This is a genomic window from Gottfriedia solisilvae (assembly GCF_002128405.1).
Classification (GTDB): Bacteria; Bacillota; Bacilli; order Bacillales; family Bacillaceae_G; genus Gottfriedia; species Gottfriedia solisilvae.
This window is the reverse complement of record NZ_NETJ01000006.1, coordinates 119,144-136,038: the sequence shown is the minus strand read 5'-3', so window position 1 is coordinate 136,038 and position 16,895 is coordinate 119,144. Positions and strand designations below refer to the sequence as shown.

15 protein-coding genes, 1 pseudogene and 2 other annotated features are annotated in these 16,895 nt (G+C 34.4%); of the genes and pseudogenes, 6 read left to right on the top strand and 10 right to left on the bottom strand.

The window, feature by feature from the left end; genetic code table 11:
* Positions 1–11 precede the first annotated feature (11 nt).
* The 3 genes from CAB05_RS18670 to acsA form a co-directional block, all read right to left on the bottom strand.
* On the bottom strand, positions 12–473 hold the full coding sequence (locus CAB05_RS18670) for a GNAT family N-acetyltransferase (RefSeq protein ID WP_088002759.1): 462 nt from the start codon (positions 471–473) through the stop codon (positions 12–14).
* 50 nt (positions 474–523) lie between these two features.
* Positions 524–776 (bottom strand) — a binding site (T-box leader).
* A 1-nt stretch (position 777) separates the two neighbouring features.
* Positions 778–2,028 (bottom strand): tyrosine--tRNA ligase, encoded by a 1,251-nt coding sequence (gene tyrS / locus CAB05_RS18665; protein ID WP_088003019.1) that lies wholly within the window; start codon positions 2,026–2,028, stop codon positions 778–780.
* A 79-nt stretch (positions 2,029–2,107) separates the two neighbouring features.
* Positions 2,108–2,344 (bottom strand) — a binding site (T-box leader).
* A 176-nt stretch (positions 2,345–2,520) separates the two neighbouring features.
* Positions 2,521–4,239 carry an acetate--CoA ligase gene (gene acsA, locus CAB05_RS18660; RefSeq protein WP_088002756.1) on the bottom strand — a complete coding sequence of 573 codons (1,719 nt, stop codon included), beginning with the start codon at positions 4,237–4,239 and terminating at the stop codon, positions 2,521–2,523.
* Between the two features lie 181 nt (positions 4,240–4,420).
* Between acsA and CAB05_RS18655 the strand changes: the two genes are divergently transcribed.
* From CAB05_RS18655 to CAB05_RS18645, 3 genes are read left to right on the top strand one after another with little or no spacing between them, the layout of a single operon-like run.
* Complete coding sequence (locus CAB05_RS18655; protein ID WP_088002753.1) at positions 4,421–5,053, top strand: N-acetyltransferase; 633 nt, start codon at positions 4,421–4,423, stop codon at positions 5,051–5,053.
* Positions 5,054–5,088: 35 nt separating this feature from the next.
* Entirely contained in the window at positions 5,089–5,733 is a 645-nt protein-coding gene (locus CAB05_RS18650; RefSeq protein ID WP_088002750.1) for an acetoin utilization AcuB family protein, read from the top strand.
* Positions 5,730–6,902 (top strand): acetoin utilization protein AcuC, encoded by a 1,173-nt coding sequence (locus CAB05_RS18645; protein WP_088002748.1) that lies wholly within the window; start codon positions 5,730–5,732, stop codon positions 6,900–6,902. Before CAB05_RS18650 ends, CAB05_RS18645 begins: the two co-directional genes overlap by 4 nt.
* Positions 6,903–6,953: 51 nt before the next feature.
* Here the strand turns inward: CAB05_RS18645 and ccpA are convergent, their stop codons facing one another.
* Together ccpA and CAB05_RS18635 are read right to left on the bottom strand one after the other, a co-directional pair.
* The gene (gene ccpA / locus CAB05_RS18640) at positions 6,954–7,952 is read right to left on the bottom strand and encodes a catabolite control protein A (protein WP_088002745.1); all 999 of its coding nucleotides are present in this window, start codon (positions 7,950–7,952) and stop codon (positions 6,954–6,956) included.
* 260 nt (positions 7,953–8,212) lie between these two features.
* On the bottom strand, positions 8,213–9,283 hold the full coding sequence (locus tag CAB05_RS18635) for a bifunctional 3-deoxy-7-phosphoheptulonate synthase/chorismate mutase (protein ID WP_088002742.1): 1,071 nt from the start codon (positions 9,281–9,283) through the stop codon (positions 8,213–8,215).
* Between the two features lie 217 nt (positions 9,284–9,500).
* Between CAB05_RS18635 and CAB05_RS18630 the strand changes: the two genes are divergently transcribed.
* Positions 9,501–9,890, top strand: a complete 390-nt coding sequence (locus CAB05_RS18630) for a rhodanese-like domain-containing protein (protein WP_088002739.1) — start codon at positions 9,501–9,503, stop codon at positions 9,888–9,890.
* A gap of 121 nt (positions 9,891–10,011) precedes the next feature.
* On the opposite strand, the gene galE is transcribed toward CAB05_RS18630, so the two are convergent.
* From galE to CAB05_RS18615, 3 genes are all read right to left on the bottom strand, one after another.
* Positions 10,012–11,001, bottom strand: a complete 990-nt coding sequence (gene galE / locus CAB05_RS18625) for a UDP-glucose 4-epimerase GalE (protein ID WP_088002736.1) — start codon at positions 10,999–11,001, stop codon at positions 10,012–10,014.
* Between the two features lie 218 nt (positions 11,002–11,219).
* A complete protein-coding gene (gene ytxJ, locus CAB05_RS18620) occupies positions 11,220–11,549 on the bottom strand; it encodes a bacillithiol system redox-active protein YtxJ (RefSeq protein WP_088002733.1) in 330 nt (109 codons plus the stop codon).
* Entirely contained in the window at positions 11,515–12,012 is a 498-nt protein-coding gene (locus CAB05_RS18615; RefSeq protein ID WP_088002730.1) for a DUF948 domain-containing protein, read from the bottom strand. Before CAB05_RS18615 ends, ytxJ begins: the two co-directional genes overlap by 35 nt.
* Positions 12,013–12,213: 201 nt before the next feature.
* On the opposite strand from CAB05_RS18615, the gene CAB05_RS18610 reads away from it, so the two are divergent.
* Complete coding sequence (locus tag CAB05_RS18610) at positions 12,214–13,329, top strand: aminopeptidase (protein ID WP_088002725.1); 1,116 nt, start codon at positions 12,214–12,216, stop codon at positions 13,327–13,329.
* 133 nt (positions 13,330–13,462) lie between these two features.
* Positions 13,463–14,329 (top strand): annotated as a pseudogene (locus CAB05_RS18605) (SDR family oxidoreductase).
* 155 nt (positions 14,330–14,484) lie between these two features.
* Here CAB05_RS18605 and CAB05_RS18600 read toward each other — a convergent pair.
* Both CAB05_RS18600 and CAB05_RS18595 read right to left on the bottom strand, forming a co-directional pair.
* Positions 14,485–15,693, bottom strand: coding sequence for a dicarboxylate/amino acid:cation symporter (locus CAB05_RS18600; RefSeq protein ID WP_088002722.1), 1,209 nt, complete (start codon positions 15,691–15,693; stop codon positions 14,485–14,487).
* Between the two features lie 149 nt (positions 15,694–15,842).
* On the bottom strand, positions 15,843–16,871 hold the full coding sequence (locus CAB05_RS18595) for a LacI family DNA-binding transcriptional regulator (RefSeq protein WP_088002719.1): 1,029 nt from the start codon (positions 16,869–16,871) through the stop codon (positions 15,843–15,845).
* Positions 16,872–16,895: the final 24 nt, after the last annotated feature.

The window sequence follows — 16,895 nt, the reverse complement described above, 5'->3', positions numbered from 1 at the left end:
AATTGTAATGTTTAAATTTCCATAAATACATGTTCTCTAAATTTTTTAAATCCTAATTTTTCATAAAAATTCTTTGCAATTCTGTTATCCGTCCAGTAATCCAATTCAATTCTATTCATTTGATGCTCACGAGCAAAACCTGCTATTTTATGAATGATAAAAGATCCGTATCCTCTATTTCGTTGACCTTCGACTATATTTATTTGGTGAACATACAAAGTACGGAAAGCTTTCTTAAATTGAGTTTCTTGAGAATTTTTTAATTCAATCCATGCGTACCCGACAAAATCATCTTCATCTTTTATTAATAAAAATAGATGGTTTGGCTTATTTACTACTTCTTTAAAAAACTCAGTTACTTCATCTATATTGTGTATTTTAAATTGCTCTGGAAAGAGTTCAGCATGTAAATTCTGTACACTCTCATTCAATTTTGCCAATATTCCGTAATCTTTAGTTAGAATCATTTCCATAAATTAACCCCCTTTTTTTAAAATAAAAAAATCGAGGTTATCCCTATAAAAATAGGGACGACCTCGATCGCGTTACCACCCTAGTTATAAAGAAAATTCACTTTAAATCAAATTAAAAGTTTTTTCTTTATCACTCGAAATCTGTAACGTAGACTTACGTTCTTCCCTTCATTAGAATCTCTAACTACGAAAAGAAAACTCCCGAAATGTAATTCGCTGATTGTTTAGACGAGTTCACACCAACCACTCGCTCTCTGTATCTAGTGACAATCATACTACTGCTTTTTCGTTCACTGTTTATTCATTATGATAATGTAATTAAGTGGTATTTCTTTTTACCACGACGGATTATAATAAATTGCTCTTCAATAGCATCAAGCTTAGATAAAACTTTTGCAACATCTTGTATACGATCGCCATTTACGTACACTGCACCGTTTTGAACATCTTCGCGTGCTTGTCGTTTAGATGGTGAAATCTTAGCAGCTACTAATAAATCAACTAATCCCATTTCTGCTTCATTTAAAGCAAATGATGGAACATCTTTAAATCCTTGTTTGATTTCATCAGCTGTTAATTCTTTTACAGATCCACTAAATAATGCTTCCGTAATTTTAATTGCTTGATCAAGTGCTTTTTCACCATGAACTAATTTAGTCACTTCAGCAGCTAATGCTTTTTGAGCTACACGTTGCTCCGGTGCTTCATTAAATTGTTTTTCTAACTCTAAAATTTCTTCTTTCGATAAGAAAGTAAAGTATTTTAGGTATTTAACAACATCTCGATCGTCAGTGTTAATCCAGAATTGGTAAAATTCATATGGAGTCGTTTTTTCTGGATCTAACCAGACAGCTCCACCTTCTGTTTTACCGAATTTTGAACCATCAGCTTTCGTTACTAAAGGTACAGTTAAACCAAATGCTTTTGAATCTTCTTCAGTTTTTCGAATTAATTCCATACCTGCAGTAATATTACCCCATTGATCACTTCCACCAATTTGAAGTTTACAATTATGGTCTTGGTATAATTTTAGGAAGTCATATGATTGTAAAATCATGTAGCTAAATTCAGTAAATGAAATACCTGCATCTAAACGTGATGCTACTGAATCTTTAGCAAGCATGTAATTTAATCCAAAGTTTTTCCCGATATCTCGTAAGAATGTAATAACGTCTAAATCGCCAGTCCAATCAAAGTTGTTTACAACTTTAGCAGCATTTTCACCATCAAAGCTTAAGAAAGGTAAAAGTTGTGTACGAATTCGTTCACTGTACATTTGAACTGTTTCTGTTGTATTTAATGTACGTTCTGCTTTTTTACCACTTGGGTCTCCAATCATACCAGTTGCTCCACCAACAACACCAATCGGTTTATGACCAGCAACTTGGAATCTCTTAAGCATTAAAACAGGTAATAAATGACCGATGTGTAAGCTATCGCCTGTCGGGTCAAAACCACAGTATAAAGAAACCGATTCTTCATTAAGTAATTTTTGTAATCCTTCTTCGTCAGTCATTTGATTAATTAATCCACGAAATTCTAAATCTTGTAAAATCGTTGTCACCTTTAATCAATCCTCTCTATCCTTAAATCGTCATTTTTCAAACCAAAATAAAAAGTCCCTACTGTTAAACAGTAGGGACGAATAATTAAAATCGCGGTACCACCCTAGTTGTAGCCAATTAAATTTAGACTACCTCTCATACAATTAACGGCTGTTAACCGTTCTTATCCTAGTTTGTTATGTATAACAAATGTCGAAAAAGAATGCTCCAGGGTGTAATTCATGTCAATGTTTGTGCTAATTCTCACCAACCATTAGCTCTCTGAGACAATTCCATTCACACTACTAAACCTTTCAACGCTCACTATTAAAATGTTATGAAACATTTATAACACAGATAATTCTAGTAAGTCAAATATGTTTTTACAATTTTTCTATATTAAATTATTCGAAATTGTAGAAAATTGTTCTTTAAACTGATTTTTTATTTTTAAAAAAAGAAGGAAACATCCTAAAAAAGAGTTTCCATCAAAATAATTTTTATTAGTCTTCCATCGTTGATAAGTCACCTGTAGGTAGGTTTAATTCCCATGCTTTTAACACCCTACGCATGATTTTACCGCTACGTGTTTTTGGTAGTTTATCTCGGAATTCAATTTGTCTTGGTGCAGCATGTGCCGCTAAGCCAACTTTGACAAAGTTACGAATTTCTTCTTTCAACTCATCAGTTGCCACGTAACCATCACGAAGTGCAACAAAGGCTTTTATAATTTCTCCACGAACTGGATCTGGGATACCAATAACTCCAGCTTCAGCAATAGCTGGATGTTCAACAAGTTTACTTTCAACTTCAAATGGTCCTACACGCTCACCTGACGTCATGATTACATCATCAACTCGTCCTTGGAACCAGAAATATCCATCCTCATCCATGTAAGCAGAGTCACCAGATACATACCATTCATCGTTTAAAAAATAAGATTGGAATTTTGCCTCATTATTCCAAATCGTATGCATCATTGATGGCCAACCTTTTTTAATCGCTAGATTCCCCATCGTATATGGTGCAACCTCTTTACCGTTATTATCCACGATTGCTGCCACAACTCCTGGTAATGGTTTTCCCATTGAGCCTGGTCGAATCGGCATACATGGGTAATTACAAATTAACTGCGCACCCGTTTCTGTCATCCACCATGTATCATGAATACGTAAGTCGAACACCTTTGCCCCCCAACGAACTACCTCAGGGTTTAATGGTTCTCCTACACTTAATATATGACGTAGTGAACTTAAATTATATTTTTTAAGAACATCTTCACCTGCACCCATTAACATACGGAACGCAGTTGGAGCACTATACCAAATTGTGACACCAAAGTTTTGAATCGTTTCATACCAAGTATCAGGGCTAAATCTACCACCCAATACTACATTTGATGCACCATTTAACCATGGGCCGAAAATACCATAAGATGTTCCTGTTACCCAACCTGGATCAGCTGTACACCAATAAATATCATCTTCTTTAATATCTAATACCCATTTACCAGTTTGATAATGCTGAATCATCGCTTGTTGAACATGAAGTACGCCTTTTGGCTTTCCAGTTGAGCCAGAAGTATAGTGTAAAATTAAACCGTCATCACGGTTTAACCATGTAATATCAAAGTCAGCATTTGCTTCCTTAAAACGAGTAGTGAAATCAACAAATTTACCGCCTTCGTTAACATCATTTCCTACAAGAAATATCGTTTTCAATGAAGGCAAATCATTGATTGGTATACGAGATAATAAAGCTGGCGTTGTAATAATAACTTTTGCTTCACTGTCTTCTAAACGATCCTTTACTGCACCTTCCATAAAAGCTTCAAATAAAGGCCCTACTATTGCACCTAATTTCAAAGCACCAAGTAATGCAAAATATAATTCTGGCTGACGTGGCATGAAAATAAATACGCGGTCGCCCTTCTCAATATCACCATATTGTTTCAACACATTTGCAGCTTTATCAGAATTGGTTTTCATTTCTCCAAATGTATATTTTTCATTACGCTCGTCGTCTTTATAATACAAAGCAATCTTATCTTTGCGGTGGGAATTTGCATGACGATCAATCGCCTCATATGCTACATTAAACTTTTGTGTAGTATTAAAAGAGAACTCTTTTTCTACTTCTTTCCAATCAAAGTTTTGATAACTCTCTTCATAATTCGTTAAATTAAAATGACCATTTTTCACAGGAAGCGCTTCCACTTTCATTAAAATCCCTCCTCGATTATGTATATAAGTATTATACCTTTAGTAAACTTAATTTTCAGTATTTTTACTATATTATCTACTTTTAAATAATTAGACACATTATGATGTTTTTCCTGTATCTATTAATGCATAATTTTTAGTATGATAAGAAAAAAGGTGTTTTCCTAGGGAGTGAGTTTAGTTGGATCACCCAAAAAAGTATTTTTCAAAGAAAATTCTTACAAATAAAGGTGAGTTAATCATAGAAGGCCCGGTTGAATCTGCGTTACTTGAAACATATGTGTTTCATGAGAATTTAACATCATTTAGGCCACCAAAGCAGCAACATAAAGCGGTTGTAGAAATTGCCAGTTTATCAGAAGCAAGAATTATTATCGCAAGGTGTGAAAATACAATCGTAGGTTATGTAACATATTTATATCCTGATCCACTTGAAAGATGGTCACAAACAACATTAGAAAATTTAATAGAACTTGGCGCAATTGAGGTAATCCCCGAATTTAGAGGGTTTTCTGTAGCCAAAAATATGTTAATGATTTCAATGATGGATGATGCAATGGAAGATTATATCATTATTACAACAGAATATTACTGGCATTGGGACTTAAAAGGAACCGGCCTTAGTGTTTGGGATTATCGTAAAATGATGGAAAAGATGATGAATGCAGGAGGACTTATTCAATTTGCAACGGATGACCCCGAGATTTGCTCACACCCTGCAAACTGTTTAATGGTTAGAATTGGAAAACGAGTTACAACTGAAGACATCCAAGCTTTTGACGCTCTACGTTTCTTACAAAGATATATGTACTAACTGACTTCTAATCTCGAAAGGTAGGATTCTATAACATGCTTATTCAAGATATTATGCGCAGTTCAAACGTTACTTTAAAGAAAGAAAATACAATTGGTGAAGCTATTACAATTTTCCGAAAAGGTGAAGTCCGTCATATTCCTATAATTAACGATGATTCAGAAGTAATCGGAATCATTTCTGATCGAGACGTTCGCGATGCACTACCATCTACATTGTTTCCCCAAGAAATTTCAAATGTTTTTCAAGTTTCAGTAGATAAAATAATGACAACAAACGTCATTACTTGTAGTCAAATGGACTTCGTTGAGGAAGTTGCAACCAATTTTTATCAATATAAAATTGGTTGTTTACCAGTCGTTTCTAGTGGCAAATTAGTTGGTCTTGTAACTGAAATTGACGTTCTTCATACACTGGTCACATTAACTGGAGCATATCAACCAAGTTCACAAATTGAACTTTTAGTTCGTGATCAACCAGGAATTTTAAGTGAAGTCGTAACTGTATTTGCTAAAGAAAATATAAATATCGTTAGCGTTTTAGTTTATCCTGCAAAAGATCCTTTGCATAAAGTGCTCGTTTTTAGGATTCAGACAATGAATCCCTTATCGATGATTACAAAACTAAAAACTGAAGGATATACGATTCTTTGGCCAAATGAAGCGAGTGAATCGATATGAAAAAGGATGCTTATTTAATTTACAGTGAAGACTATCATTCATATCAATTTAACGAAAATCATCCATTTAACCCGATTCGCTCACAGCTTGTTTATGAATTGTTAAAAGAGAGTCAGTTAATAAATGACACTGATGTACTTTTTCCGAGAGTCGCAACGGATGAAGAGCTTTTATTATTCCATGATAGCCACTATATAGAACAAGTAAAAAAAGCTAGTCAAGAGACAATTAACGAACAAATTGCTGAGCAATTCGGTTTAGGGACTGAAGACACACCCATTTTTAAAAATATGCATGAAGCAAGCTCCCTAATAGTTGGCGGGACTTTAACCGCTGTTGATGCTGTATTAGAAGGGAAAGCAAATCACGCCTTTAATTTAGGAGGCGGTTTGCATCATGGGTTTAAACGGAAAGCATCAGGATTTTGTGTATATAATGATTGTGCAATTGCTATTAAATATATCCAGAAAAAATATGGATTAAAAGTATTATATGTAGATACGGATGCACATCATGGTGATGGCGTTCAATGGGCATTTTACGATGATCCGACGGTTTGTACATTATCAATTCATGAAACAGGGCGGTACTTATTTCCCGGCACTGGTGGGGTGAATGAAAGAGGACAAGGTAAAGGATTTGGTTTTTCTTTTAATGTTCCGATTGATGCGTTTACTGAAGATGATTCTTTTCTAGTAAACTATAAAAAAGCACTTTCTGAAATTGCAGAATATTTCAAACCCGATATTATTTTTACACAAAATGGTTCAGATTCACATTGTTATGACCCATTAACTCATCTATGTACAACAATGAAAACCTTCCAAGAAATCCCTAAAATCGCACATGAAATCGCTCATAAATATTGTGAGGGAAGATGGATCGCAGTTGCTGGTGGAGGGTATGATTACTGGAGAGTTGTGCCGAGAGCTTGGGCCAATGTTTGGTTAGCTATGACCAATCAACAACCTTCTTCAGAACAAATACCAAAATCTTGGCTTGAAAAATGGCAAAAAGAATCTAATGTTACATTACCTAAAACTTGGACAGATGACCCTTCTATTGTAAGAAACATTCCAAGAAAAAAAGAAATAGAAGAATACAATTCTCAAATACTTAACCGTGCACTCGATCCACTTTACATACAACAAAAGAAGCCATTTATATAAAAAATATAAAAAAAGAAGCTATAGAACAATATTGTTCTTAGCTTCCTTTTTTTATTTTGTCGATTGGCGAATTTGAAGATGATGCGGAAGAATAACATTTGAATCTTCCACTGTTTCTTTATTCATATATTTTGTTAATAGACGCATTGCAACAGCACCAATATCATACATCGGTTGTACTACCGTCGTTAACTTTGGACGTACCATTAATGCAAGTCTTGTATTATCGAATCCAATAACCTCTAAATTATTCGGTATTAACAGGCCATGATCCTGAGCACTATGGATCACGCCAATTGCCATTTCATCAGAAGCTACGAAAATCGCGCTTGGTATTATGTTTCGCTCATGAAACGTTTCAAATGCCTCGCTACCGGATTCATAACTATGATCACCATATGTTAGTAAATTTTCGTCAAATTCAATACCATTCTCCTGTAATGCTCTTAAATATCCGTTCAATTTACTTAAACTAATGATGTTATTTTCGATTGGTCCATTTACAAAAGCAACTGATTTGTGACCTTTCTTAATTAAATAGTCAACTGCATCAAAAGCTGCTTGCTCATAGTTAATATTAACTAAAGGAATTGTTTTTGCCTCATCATAAGTTGTTGCTAAAACAATTGGCACACCGGCTTTTTCGTATTCTTCTTTATGTACATCACTAACCGTGCCACCAATAAATAAAATTCCGTCAACTTGTTTAGCTAACATATTATTGATTAACGTAATCTCTTTTTCAATATTTTCATCAGAGTTACTTAAAATGATATTGTATTTATACATTGTAGCGATATCTTCAATACCACGTGCAAGTTCTGCATAAAAACTATTCGAAATATCAGGTATAATAACCCCTACAGTTGTAGTTTTCTTACTAGCTAATCCTCTTGCTACCGCATTCGGTCTATATCCTAAACGACTAATTGCTTCATTTACTTTTTTTCTAGTAGTAGGCTTAACATTTGGATTGCCATTTACTACGCGAGAAACAGTAGCCATGGAAACGTTTGCCTCTCGTGCGACATCGTAAATTGTAACCGTCATTTTTATCACTCCTCTATTCATTTCTATCTATTATGTAGTTTGTTTGTATTTCAGTAAAATAGTCATAAATTGTCATATTCCACAAAAATAGTACCTTCAGTATATCTTATAGTGAATTGTATATTCATTCAATAGAACGATTAGAAAAAATGTAAAATATTTGCAGAATTTTACTATATAGTGCTAATTTAAATCAAATTGTCACAAATTATTCAAAAAAAGCACTTCAGGAATGACTCCTAACAGTGCTTTTATAAAAATTATCTCTTCATGAATGAATTTAATTCTGACATAAATTGCTCATATTGCTCGAAATTCATTTGCTGTGTTGAATCACTTAATGCTGTCGCAGGATCTGGATGAACTTCTGCCATAATTCCATCTGCACCAATCGCTAAACCTGCTTTTGCTGCCGGAATTAATAAATCTCTTCTCCCTGTCGAATGGGTTACATCAACTAATACTGGCAAATGAGTCTCTTGTTTTAATATAGGAACGGCTGTGATATCTAATGTATTTCGCGTAGCTTTTTCATATGTTCGAATACCACGTTCACATAAAATGATTTCGTGATTTCCTTTTGACATGATGTACTCTGCTGCATATATAAATTCTTCAATAGTAGCCGCTAAACCTCGTTTTAATAAGATTGGTTTATTCACTGAGCCTGCAGCCTTCAGTAATTCAAAGTTTTGCATATTTCTTGCACCGATTTGAATGATATCGACGTAGTCTAGAGACATTTCAATATGTTCTGGGCTTACGATTTCACTAATAATAGCTAGTCCATGATTTTGACCGACTTCTTTTAGAATCTTTAAGCCCTCTTCTCCAAGCCCTTGAAAATCATAAGGTGAAGTTCGTGGTTTAAATGCTCCGCCACGCATAATCTTGACACCTTGTTCTTTTAGAACCTTCGCAACTGAATCTACTTGTTCATAGCTTTCTACTGCACATGGTCCAGCAATAATGATTGGACTTCCATCGCCTATTTTTACGCCATTTACCTCAACAATCGTATTTTCAGATTTTCTCTTTCTAGATACTAATAAAACTTTTTTATCATCTTCTTCTTGAAGCTCTAAACTACATTTAAAGATTTCTTTGAAAATATGTTGCAGTGTTGATGTGCTATATGGTCCTTCATTTTGATCAGCAATATAATCAAGCATTTTTCGTTCTCTAACAGGATCAAATCGTTTTACGCCTTTATCAATTTTTGCAATTCCTATTTTCTTAACGATTTCTCCTCTTTTATTCAGTAATTCAAGCATTTGATGGTTAATCTCATCTATTTCGCTTCTTAGTTGGTCTAAATCATTGTTGTTCAACTTAAGTCCTCCTTGCAAATAACCTAATATATCTCATTTGTTATTATGACACTTTCTAGAAAGCTAATCAAAATAACTGCATGAGATGAGAAAAATGTTGTTTGAATCAATTTTGAATCAATCGATTATTTGAAAGTTCTCCCATTTTAGGTGTAATGTATATATGAAGTTTCCAAATTTAAGGAATTTCCAACAACACTTTACTGGAGGTAATAAAATGGCTATTACATTTAAACAAATGGTTGCAGAAGCTCGTGAAAATGTTCCTGGTATTAGTTCTGCTGAAGCTCGTGAAAAGATTAATGCAAATCCTGATACTTTTGTTATTGACGTTCAAGATGCGAAAGACGCTGGCGCATGTGGATTAATTCCAAGCAGTGTAAACATATCACTTGGTATGCTAGCAATTCGTGCTGACCTTGAATTACCTGAACATCTACGTGAACCAAGATTAGCTGATAGAAATCGTCCCGTACTAGTTACATGTGGTGCAGGTGGACAGGCTTCATTAGGTGCTTATTTACTTAAAAAAATGGGCTTTACTGATGTAGCTTATATTGATGGTGGAACAGCAGCATGGAAAGCAGCTGGATTTGACGTAGAGTAACAGTTCTTCATTTTAGTCTTATAAAAAAACGTGCATGAAAGCACGTTTTTTCTTTTTTTGAATAGAACTCTTTGATTTGATGTACATCTAAGGGTAAATCTATTTCCTTTTTTGAACCCTTCTATTTTTGATATCCGGTTTGATTCGATTGATGCCAGTTCCAAGCATCATTTATGATTTCATGGATTGAAGCACGTTTTGGCCTCCATCCTAGGACATTCATAGCTTTTTCTGAAGAAGCAATTAAACTACTAGGATCCCCTTGCCTACGCTCTGTTACTTCTGACGGAATCCAATGTCCAGTAACTTCTCTTGCTGTTTCTATGATTTCTTTAACGGAGTAACCTTGACTGCTACCAAGATTAAAAATATTACTTTCTCCTCCTTTTTTTAGATAGTCTAATGCGAGGAGGTGCGCTTCAATTAGATCTTCAACATGAATATAATCACGGATACAAGTTCCATCATGAGTATCATAATCGTTTCCAAAGATTGATATAAAATCCCGTTGATTTAATGCTACTTGAAGAACAAGAGGTATTAAATGTGTTTCAGGTTGATGATCCTCACCTATTTCACCAGTAGCTCTTGCGCCAGCAACATTAAAGTATCTTAATGAAACAAATTTCAATTCATGGGCAATATCACACCACTTCATTAGTTTTTCCATCATCAATTTTGTCTCACCATATGTACTAGTAGGCATTGTAGGCATTTCCTCGGTAATTGGCATAATCGCTTGTTCACCATATGTAGCCGCAGAAGATGAGAATACAATATTTTTTACACCATACTCTATCATGACATCTAACAATACTTGGGTACCGTAAACATTATTATCAAAGTACTTAATTGGTTGCGCCATTGATTCGCCTACTAGTGAGTTAGCAGCAAAATGAAGAACTCCCTCGATTTGTTCATTTTCAAAAATGGTTCTAAGAAATTCTTTATCTCTTATATCACCTTTGTAAAAGATTGCATTTGAATGAATAGCCTGTCGGTGCCCAGTCTGTAAATTGTCTACCACGACAACTTCATAATCTTGATCAATTAGCTGGTACACTGCATGTGAGCCAATATAGCCTGCTCCACCAAGAACTAAAATACTCATTCTTTTCCCCCTGTACAATTCAATATTTACGAACTTTAAAAGATTCTCGAGCGTTTGTTAACACGTGCTTCTTCTTTCATTATATTTTGAGCTTTCTATTTTAACGCCTTTTATTCATCCAATTTGTATGCTTTAACAATTAATTAAATAAAAAAATACCTAAGTACAGTAAGATTTACTATACTAAGGTATTTCTTTACAAAACGTCTAAATACTTTCTACTTATTTAAAAAAGCATTCTCAATAGAGTCTTTTTTAATAGAAAAGTGTGAAGTGTTAAATACCGCTTTTCCATTTTCAAAAATAAATAATTGAGGAGACTCATGTTTAATTGATGTTTTATCTGCTATATAATTTGATAACTCTCGATCATCCTGTACTTGTAAATAATATAAAGGAATATTTTCATAGGCTGAATCAAATGCTAGAAATTCTGTATATGCTGCATGACTGATTGGACATGTAGTACTATGTTTTAAAAAGATAAACTTCTCATTTGAGCTAAGTAATTCATCAAACTGTTGAATCGTTGAAATTCGATTGACCATTTTTCTTTTTTCCCTCACGCTTCGTTTTAAACTTTTCCCAAATATCAATTGCAGTATTTCCCCATTGTAGGGCTTGTGAAACTTTTTCAGTACTTGTTTTTACTGTGTTTGTGACGTTTGTTGCAGTATCTCTTACTTTTTCGTTCATTTCAGCGATCGTAACGCCAACTTCTTCTACTGATTTAGCTAATACATCAAGGGATTTTGCACGCTCACGCATATCTTTTGCTAATTCATTTGAATTTCTAACTAAAATTTTAGCTTCTTCAGCTAAATGATTCGAAGTATGTATGAATTGAACTGTTTCCACACTAACATCATGTAAATCTTTTTGTGTCTCAGACAGTGTCGTTTCTACCTCTCTAAAAACTCTTTCTAATCTAAATAACGTTCGACTAATAAATACGACTAAAACAACAAATGCGATTGCTGCAATTAATGCACTAACTGAAACTAGATTCATTTTAAATTAACCCCTTTCATACAGTAGCTTTCCACAAAATTAATCACTTATTTCGTATTATACTACAAATTTTACCAAACACTAAATATGTCATTTTATAAGTTTTCAAATTCTTTAGTAAAAAAAGAATACTATCAGTAAACAAAACTGACCAAATAGTTTACAATAGTATTATAGTCTTAAATATTGGAGGGAATTTTCATGAAAGATCCACGAATTGCTAAGTTAGCTAAAAACTTAATCAATTACTCAGTAAAATTACAACCAGGTGAAAAAATCCTGATTGAGAACTTTAAACTTGAAACTGAATTAGTAACTGCACTAGTAAAAGAAGCATATGCTGCTGGTGGTTTTCCTTTCGTTTCAATTAAAGATCATAAAGTAGACCGCGCATTACTAATGGGTGCTACAGAAGAACATTTCAATAAAATCGCTGATTATGAAGCAACTGTAATGAAAGACATGGATGCATACATTGGTTTACGTTCTGGTGTTAATATTAGCGAACTGTCTGATGTACCAGACGAAAAAACAAAAATCCATGGTAAAACAGTAGGTCATAAAGTACATAGAGAAATCCGTGTTCCAAAAACAAGATGGGTTGTATTACGTTTCCCTACAGACTCAATGGCTCAATCTGCAAAAATGAGCACTGAAGCATTCGAAGATTTCTACTTCGATGTATGTAATCTAGATTATGGTAAAATGGACAAAGCAATGGATGCTCTTGTAGCATTAATGAACCGTACTGACAAAGTATCAATCAAAGGTCCTGGTACTGATTTAACATTCTCAATTAAAGATATCCCTGCAATTAAATGTGCTGGTGAAATGAATATTCCTGATGGAGAAGTATTTACTGCACCTGTACGTGATTCAGTAAATGGTACGCTTTCTTACAACACTCCATCTCCTAACAATGGCTTTACGTTTGAAAATGTTCAGCTTAAGTTTAAAGATGGTAAAATTGTCGAAGCTACTGCTAACGACTCAGAACGTATTAACAAGATTTTTGACACAGATGAAGGCGCACGTTTCATTGGTGAATTTGCAATTGGTGTAAACCCATATATCTTACACCCAATGGGAGACATTTTATTTGACGAAAAAATCGATGGAAGCTTCCACTTCACTCCTGGTCAAGCTTATGACGAAGCATACAATGGAAACAACTCAAACATTCACTGGGATATGGTTTGTATCCAACGTCCAGAATACGGCGGCGGAGAAATCTATTTCGATGACGTATTAATCCGTAAAGATGGCCGCTTCGTAGTTGAAGAATTACTAGGCTTAAACCCTGAAAACCTAAAATAATAAAGTAATTGAAATACCACATATTTTTGAATATGTGGTATTTTTTTTTGAAAATCTATTCATTTGACTTGCACATAGTTTGATTTAGGCGAATACCTTGCTTTGAAAATGAAATATTAAAGGGGGAAATCGCTTGATTCCAAAATACCCATATTACAGTTATGAAGAAAAGTGTAAACAAGTTCCAATTACATTTCCACCCCAACATCAGGATATGCAACCAGGAATTGAGTCAATTATGAATCCAGTTCCGATATCAGATAATCCTGATTATAATGGTAGTGGAAAACTAGCTGGAAAAGTCGCGATCATCACTGGTGGTGACAGTGGAATTGGTCGAGCAGTTGCAATAGGTTTCGCAAAAGAAGGGGCAAATCTGGTCATTGCTTATTTATACGAACGCGAAGATGCAGAAGCAACAAAGAAAATGGTAGAACAATATGGACAACAATGCTTATTAATTGAAGGAGACTTGAGACAACCTTGAATCCTACAATAAACTAGATATTCTCGTCATCAATCAAGGCGTTCAATTTCCCCAAGAAAGTATTGAGAATATTTCTAATGATCAACTTGAAATGACATATAGAACAAACATTTTTCCGATGTTTTATATGACGAATGCCGCTCTACCTTATTTAAAAGAAGGCAGTACGATTATTTCTACAGCATCTGTAACAGCATATGCTGTGGCTCCTCTACTTGTCGACTATTCCTCAACAAAAGGTGCAATTGTTTCATTTACGCGATCACTTTCCTTACAACTAGCAAAAAAAGGAATCAGAGTGAATGCAGTCGCTCCTGGACCGATATGGACTCCTCTCATTGTATCTAGCTACTCAGCTGAATATGTTAAAACATTTGGACTTGAAACAGCTAGAAACGGGCTGGACAGCCTTTTGAACTGGCACCTACTTATATTTATTTGGCTTCAGATGATTCTTCATTTGTGACCGGTCAAGTACTTCACGTAAATGGTGGTATTATGACAGAAACATAATATTGAATCAGAGATAAGAGGCTCAGCTTACACCCTATAGAAATGAAACAACCTGTAGTGAAATCTTCGAATCATAAAAAAATGGGAACTAATTAACAACTAATTAGTTCCCCTTTCTTGTCCTATTTAACTGTTCTCTGCAGAGTGAACTTCTCTTAAGCAGATTTCTTACCATTTGTCATTCGTTCTACTAGCATAGTTGCAGATAAGTCACCCGTTGCATTTAACATCGTTGCAGGTGGATCGATAATTGTACTGATTGCCGCTAGAATTGGTAAAGCTTCAACTGGTAATCCAAATAATGAAAGGATTAACATCTCACCAATCATCCCACCATTAGGTATTGCTCCCATTACCATTCCAACTAATAGTGCAATTCCGATTGTCACAAGGTATATATTTACCCCTGAGAAATTCATATGGAATACGCCAAATGCGAAGGCAACCTTCACAACACCTCCCATTACAGAGCCATCTTTATGAAGCGCACTTGCAAGTGGAATTACTGTTTCTCTTACGTTTTTAGACACGCCCATTTTTTCAGCTGATTCAAAGTTTGTAGGAATTGTAGCAGCACTACTACAAGTTCCTAGTGAAGTTAGCGTTGAAGGGATAACATTTTTCCAATAAATGATAAAACCTTCACGGCCACCAGCCATATAAGCAAATATACTATACACAATAAAATATAATAAAATTGCAGTTACATAATATAGTATGAATACTCTTGCATATGATCCAACTAGTTCTTTCCCGTACGTTGGAACAAGATAAGCAAAATATGCACCAAGTCCAAGCGGTGCAAGATACATTATATAGTTAACCATATTCATAATAACGATATTACCACTTGATAATAATTTCTTAACAATGTCAGCTTTTTCTCCAGCTTTATTAGTAGCTAAGCCGACCAAAACAGCAAAAACGATAATTGCCATCATATTGCTTCGAGAAAATAGTCCTGAAAAATCACTAACTGTAAATGTATTAACAATCTGCTCAGCCACTGATAAATCTTCAGTAGCATCAGGTTTAACGATTGGAATATTTACTCCATGTGCAGGTGGATAAATTTTCATTACAAGGAGCATGATGACCGCTGAAATGATACCAGTAAATAAGAAAACGCCAGACATATTTCTGATCATTTTTCCAAAATTTTCTCCTCCGCCATTCGCAAAGCTTGATGCGATTGAGAAAAATACAAGCGGTACAACAACAACAAATAATAAATTTAAAAACAAGTCACCTATTGGCTTAAGAGCGATACCAACACTTTCTGACATATAACCGATGAATGAACCAATTACAATACTAATAAGTAGTATCAACGGGAATGCATAATTTTTCCATGAAACCTTCATAAAGTTCCTCCTAATCTAGTTTCTATATTTGATAGTATAACGAAATATTCATTTTTGGTACCTTTTTATTAAAATTCCATTTGATTTAATAAAAGTAAAAAGAGAACACATTATATTACGTGTTCTCTTTTTTACGAAACATTAGACTGTTATTTCGCTTGCTCTTCTAAGCTTGATTGTCTCTCAACAATACGATAAGGTACAATCACACTTTTTGAGTGTGTATCATTTGACTGAATTCGGTCAATTACTAGTTTAGTAGCTTCATTTCCAAGTTGAAATATATTTACATCAACAGATGAAAGTCTAGGAGTCGCTAGTTCTGCTAGGACTAAATTATTGAAACTAATCACCGATACCTGCTCAGGTACTTGCTTCCCTAAATCAGCTAATGAACTTAAAATACCTAATGCGATAATATCATCAGCTGCTACAATAGCTGTTGGTGGTTCTTCTAATCTCATCAAATGATCGATCGAAGCTTTCCCACTTTCTAATAGGAAGTCATCATGAAAAATATATCCTTCATTTAATGGTAATCCAGATAATTTCATTGCATCACAATAACCACTTAGTCTCTCCTGTGTTACAAGAAAATCCCTACTACCACCAACAAATGCAATTTTTTGATGTCCTTTACGGATAAAGGTGTTCGTAACCTCTCTTGCAGCACCATAATTATCATTATCAATATAGGTAATTCGTTCAACATGTTGATATGGTTTACCAACAAGAACAAACGGAAACTCTTGTTTTAATAAATATTGGATAATTGGGTCATTTTCTCGTGAGTATAGAAGAATAATTCCATCTACACGTTTTCCCATTACCATTTTTTCTACTGCCTCAAGTATTTGCTCTTCTGTTTCACCAGTTGAGATTAGTAAAGAATAATCCTTCATATGAGCAGTTGAACTGATTCCCCTAATGACCTCAGGGAAAAAAGGATTTTGGAATGATTTACTTGCCGAACTCGGCATAACAATCCCTAATGTTTGAGATGTTTGATTCGCTAAGTTACGTGCATTTATATTAGGATGATATCCTAGATCCTCCATTATTCTTTTTACTTTTCGTTTTGTACGATCACTAATCAGTGAACTATCTGAGATAACACGAGAAACTGTAGAAGGGGCAACTCCAGCTGCTTTTGCTACATCATTTATTGTAACTCCCATCATAACACCTCATTTTTCTCTAGC

Bases quoted from the DNA above. Each gene is read 5' to 3' on its own strand.
- CAB05_RS18595 (WP_088002719.1), bottom strand. From the start codon at position 16,871: ATGGGAGTTACAATAAATGATGTAGCAAAAGCAGCTGGAGTTGCCCCT.
- CAB05_RS18630 (WP_088002739.1), top strand. From the start codon at position 9,501: ATGGCTATTACATTTAAACAAATGGTTGCAGAAGCTCGTGAAAATGTT.
- ccpA (WP_088002745.1), bottom strand. From the start codon at position 7,952: ATGACGGTTACAATTTACGATGTCGCACGAGAGGCAAACGTTTCCATG.
- ytxJ (WP_088002733.1), bottom strand. From the start codon at position 11,549: ATGGTCAATCGAATTTCAACGATTCAACAGTTTGATGAATTACTTAGC.
- acsA (WP_088002756.1), bottom strand. From the start codon at position 4,239: ATGAAAGTGGAAGCGCTTCCTGTGAAAAATGGTCATTTTAATTTAACG.
- galE (WP_088002736.1), bottom strand. From the start codon at position 11,001: ATGAGTATTTTAGTTCTTGGTGGAGCAGGCTATATTGGCTCACATGCA.
- CAB05_RS18615 (WP_088002730.1), bottom strand. From the start codon at position 12,012: ATGAATCTAGTTTCAGTTAGTGCATTAATTGCAGCAATCGCATTTGTT.
- CAB05_RS18670 (WP_088002759.1), bottom strand. From the start codon at position 473: ATGGAAATGATTCTAACTAAAGATTACGGAATATTGGCAAAATTGAAT.
- CAB05_RS18650 (WP_088002750.1), top strand. From the start codon at position 5,089: ATGCTTATTCAAGATATTATGCGCAGTTCAAACGTTACTTTAAAGAAA.
- CAB05_RS18600 (WP_088002722.1), bottom strand. From the start codon at position 15,693: ATGAAGGTTTCATGGAAAAATTATGCATTCCCGTTGATACTACTTATT.
- CAB05_RS18645 (WP_088002748.1), top strand. From the start codon at position 5,730: ATGAAAAAGGATGCTTATTTAATTTACAGTGAAGACTATCATTCATAT.
- CAB05_RS18610 (WP_088002725.1), top strand. From the start codon at position 12,214: ATGAAAGATCCACGAATTGCTAAGTTAGCTAAAAACTTAATCAATTAC.